The 4,361-nt window shown below is 62.2% G+C and carries 3 protein-coding genes; 2 read left to right on the top strand and 1 reads right to left on the bottom strand.

Annotation, left to right across the window (positions count from 1 at the left end; genetic code table 11):
• Positions 1-40: 40 nt before the first annotated feature.
• Positions 41-2,479 (bottom strand): Lon protease family protein, encoded by a 2,439-nt coding sequence (locus ACE04F_RS19350; protein WP_486109187.1) that lies wholly within the window; start codon positions 2,477-2,479, stop codon positions 41-43.
• Between the two features lie 274 nt (positions 2,480-2,753).
• On the opposite strand from ACE04F_RS19350, the gene ACE04F_RS19345 reads away from it, so the two are divergent.
• Both ACE04F_RS19345 and ACE04F_RS19340 read left to right on the top strand, forming a co-directional pair.
• A complete protein-coding gene (locus ACE04F_RS19345; RefSeq protein ID WP_030140293.1) occupies positions 2,754-3,242 on the top strand; it encodes a DUF3015 domain-containing protein in 489 nt (162 codons plus the stop codon).
• A gap of 89 nt (positions 3,243-3,331) precedes the next feature.
• Positions 3,332-4,361 (top strand): Lnb N-terminal periplasmic domain-containing protein (locus ACE04F_RS19340; protein ID WP_486109185.1); only part of this gene is annotated, 1,030 nt, incomplete at its 3' end.

The following is a 4,361-nucleotide window of genomic DNA, read 5'->3' as shown; positions in this document are numbered from 1 at the left end:
CCCCCCCCCCACAAGGGTACCTGCGACAATCAGGAAAACATCAAGCCGGCTTCGCCTCCACCAGCGCCTGCTGGGCCATTTCCTTTTCCGCTTCCTTGATGTCGTCTTCGCTGATCATTTCCGCAATCACCCGTAGCCGCTCTACCACGCGAGCGTTGACGCTGCCCTCCGGGAACTCGCCGTTCTCGTCCGGCTCGCCGGCAGGCTCGCCCACCAGCAGGCTCAATGCCTCGTCGGCCTGGCGCACGGCATAGACGTGGAACTGCCCGGCGCGCACCGCGGCCAGCACTTTTTCATCGAGCATCAGGGTCGCAACGTTGGCCTGGGGAATGATCGCGCCCTGCTCTCCCGTCAGCCCACGGGCTTCGCAGAGGCGGAAGAACCCTTCGATCTTCTCGTTGACCCCGCCGACCGCCTGCACTTCGCCAAACTGGTTGATCGAACCGGTGATGGCGAAGCACTGCTTCAACGGCGTCTTCGACAGGGCCGAGATCAGCGTGCAAGCCTCGCCCAGGGAGGCGCTGTCACCGTCCACATAACCATAGGATTGCTCCAGGGCGATGCTGGCCGATATCGCCAGGGGGAATTCCTGGGCATAACGGCTGCCCAGGTACCCGGTCAGAATCATCACGCCCTTGGAGTGGATCGGCTGGCCGAGGTTGACTTCACGCTCGATGTCGACGATACCGCTGCCGCCGGGGTACACCGTGGCGGAAATTCGCGCCGGCACGCCAAACGCCGAGTCGCCCACTTCCAGCACGGTCAGCCCGTTGCACTTGCCCACGGCCGCGCCGTCGGTATCGATGAGGATGATCCCGGCCAGCATGTCATCGAGAATCCGCGCCGAAACCCGTCCGGTGCGAGTCGCCTTGGCCTTCAGGGCGCGCTCGATGTGGCCGGCATCGGTCATGTCATCGCCGGCCAACTGCCGGATGAAGTCCGCTTCGCTGACCAATTGGAACAGATCACCGATGCGCGCCGACAGGCGCCCCTGATGCTCCGCCAGGCGCGCGCTGTAAGTGGCCAGGCGCGCCACCGCATCGGCGGTCAGCGGGGCCATGCCCTCCTCCGAGGTTCGGGTCTTGAGCAACTGGGCAAACTGTTCCAGGCTCTCGTCGCCCATCGGGATGTCTTCGTCGAAGTCCACCAGCACGCGAAACATTTCCTGGAAGTCCGAATCCAGGTCCTGCAAGGCGTAATAGAGCTGGCGGGCGCCGATGATCACCACCTTTACCTGCAAGGGGATGTGCTGCGGCGTCAGGGTCACCGTGGCCAGTCGCCCCAGCTCACCCAACGGCGACTCCATCTTCAGCTTGCGCGATTGCAGGGCGCGCTTGAGCGCATCCCACACGAACGGCTCGCCGAGCATCTTTTCCGCCTCAAGAATCAGGAACCCGCCGTTGGCCCGATGCAAGGCACCCGGGCGCAACTGCCGATACGTGGTGTAGAGCGCGCCCTGATCGGTGCTGTACTCGATGCGCCCGAACAGGTTGTCGTAGGTCGGGTGCGGTTCGAACACCACCGGCGCGCCACCGCTCGCCGGATGCCCGACCACCAGGCTCGGCGCGTATTGCTCTTCCAGCAGCTTGCGGGCGACGGCGTCGGTCTTGCTGTCGTCGACCAATTGCTCGACCACGGTCTTGAGCAGGTAGACCTGCATGGCCTGCAGGTAACCGCAGACGGCGGCGTTCTCGGCGTATTTTTCCGAGAGCGGCGCGAGCAACGGCTGCAAGGCAAGGGTGATGGTTTCTTCGTTGAGCTGGCGCAGTTGGTTGTTGGACTCGCGTTTCCACTGCGGCAGGCTGGCGAGCTCTTCGTTCAGACGCTCCTCCAGACTGGAAATGTCCTCATGGAAGCGCTCGCGATCGGCCTCCGGCAGCTGGGCGAATTCGGCTTCGTCCAGGGCCTTGCCTTCGCTCATCGGCGTGAAGGCGATGTTGCTGCTGTCACGGTACAGCGCGACATCCTTTTCCAACGCCAGGCGCTCGATCACATCGAGGGCGCGGTCGTAGCGCTGGTTGAAGGCGCGGTCGATCGCGCTTTTTTTCTGCTGGTAGGACGGATGCTCGAACACTGCCGGAAAAGTCGCCAGCAGATTGTCGATCAGGCCATTGATGTCGGCGATGAATGCCCCGGCCGTGCCCGACGGCAATTCCAGGGCACGCGGTTCGCGAGGCTCGTCGAAGTTATTGACATAGACCCAATCCGCCGGGGTCTGCATGCGCTTGCCCTCGGCCTTGAGGTAGCGCTTGACGAACGAGAACCGACCGGTGCCGGGCTCGCCCATGACAAAGACGTTGTAACCGGGGCGTGGCATCGCCACACCGAACTGCAAGGCTTCGACCGCGCGCTCCTGGCCAAGCACACCGCGAAAGGGCTCCAGATCATTGGTGGTAGAGAAGCTGAACTGTTCAGCGGAAAACGGACGGGTCAGCGCTTCTGGCGCTAAACGCAAGCTGGCAGCAACAGGATCAGGCATCGGGCTTCCTTACATCAGGCGGGGCAGATAGCGGCATTCTGGCGCTGCCCATGCCTGACTGGCAAGGAGCGCCTCAGGCCGAAGCATAGTCGACGGCCCCACCACCGGCAGAAGCCCGTAAACAGGTGATTTCAAATAATGTTTTTGCAAAATGTCACGGAACCCTCGGAACGTGCCTAAACTCCAAACTGCGCGGCTGGAACAATAACCGGCCCACTGGCTGCTGTAGGGGCCAGACCCTGTCCATTGGTATGCACATAAAGAGAACATAGCTATGAAACGGATTCTTCTCGGTACTCTCTTCACCGCTGTATCCATCAACGCCATGGCTCAGGCGCCGGGCGGCCCGGATTGCGGTTGGGGCAACATGCTGTTCGAAGGCCAGCGTGGCACCCCGGCGCACTTCCTCGCATCCACCACCAACGGCACTTCCGGCAACGCCACCTTCGGCATGACCTCCGGCACCAACGGCTGCTCGACCAACGCCGCGCTGACCTACGGTGGCAAGTCCTGGCTGGCCATGAATGGCATGATGAACGAGCTGTCCGAAGACATGGCCAAGGGTCAGGGTGAAGCACTGACCACCTACGCCGTGGTACTGGGCGTGGCGCCGGAAGACCGCGCGCACTTCTCCGCTGTGACCCACGAGCACTTCCAGCAGATCTTCAGCAAGGCTGACGTGACTGCCGAAGACGTGCATACCAACACCCTGGCCGTGCTGAAAAACGACCCTCGCCTGGCCAAGTACGCTACTCAAGCTTAAGCTCGGCATCACTCGCTCCTTTCGGGGAGCGGGTTTTTCTTTTTGGGACCCCTTCGGTCTTTATTTTTCGACTTTCCAAGTAGCCGACTATGCTCAAACGCCTTGCCTGGCTGGCGCTCTGTGTGTGCGCCCCGCTGTCCGCCGCGCCTCATGTCGATCCTCAACGTTTGCAGCAACTGGCCAATGACCGCTTCTGGATTTCCCTGGGTCACTACGAAACGGCCAAGCTCGGTGGCTGGCGCAGCTATGTCAGCGATCGCAAGTTTTTCCTCGCACGCGATGGCAATGAACATCCCGACCGTGAGCTGACCGCCACGTTGCAAGCCTTGTACGGCCCGGCCAGTGCCGGCCAGCAACATGCCCAGTGTGTGTACCCGGCGCGAACGCGCTGGCTCAAGGCGCAGCTCAACCTGACGGACCTGCCGGCGGTCAATTGCAGCGAATTCACCCAGTGGTTCAAGGACGTATCGCCCCACAGCGCGGTGATGATTTTCCCCGCCGCGTACCTGAACAGTCCTTCCTCGATGTTCGGCCATACCTTGCTGCGCATCGACCAGGCCGACGTGCAAAGCGACAAGACCGCCCTGCTCAGCTACGCAATCAACTTCGGCGCCTACATCGAGGGCTCCGACAACAGCCTGCTTTACGCCTGGAAGGGCTTGATGGGCGGCTATCCCGGTCTGTTCGCCCTGGTGCCGTACCAGGAGAAACTCTCCGAGTACCGTAGCCTGGAGAACCGCGACCTGTGGGAATACCGCCTCAACCTGAGCCAGGCGGAAACCGAACGCATGGTCGAGCATGTGTGGGAACTCAAGCAGATCCAGTTCGACTATTTCTTCTTCGACGAAAACTGCTCCTATCGCCTCCTCGAACTGCTGCAGGTGGCGCGTCCGAGCCTGCGTCTGACCGAACAGTTCCCGCTGACGGCAATCCCCACCGACACCGTCAAGGCAGTGAAGGAAGCCGGACTGGTGGAAAGCATCCAGTACCGGCCGTCCCGCGAGCGAGAGCTGCTCAGCCGCGCCGAGCCGCTCAACGACGACGAGCAGCAATGGGTCCTGAAAGTCAGCGCCGACCAGCAGCAACTGCAAGCGCCGGCATTCCAGGCGCTGCCGCGGC

The sequence above is a fragment of the Pseudomonas sp. AGC41 genome, assembly GCF_057334555.1.
Note: the sequence above shows the minus strand (reverse complement) of the source record. Positions and strands in the feature narration are given on the sequence as shown.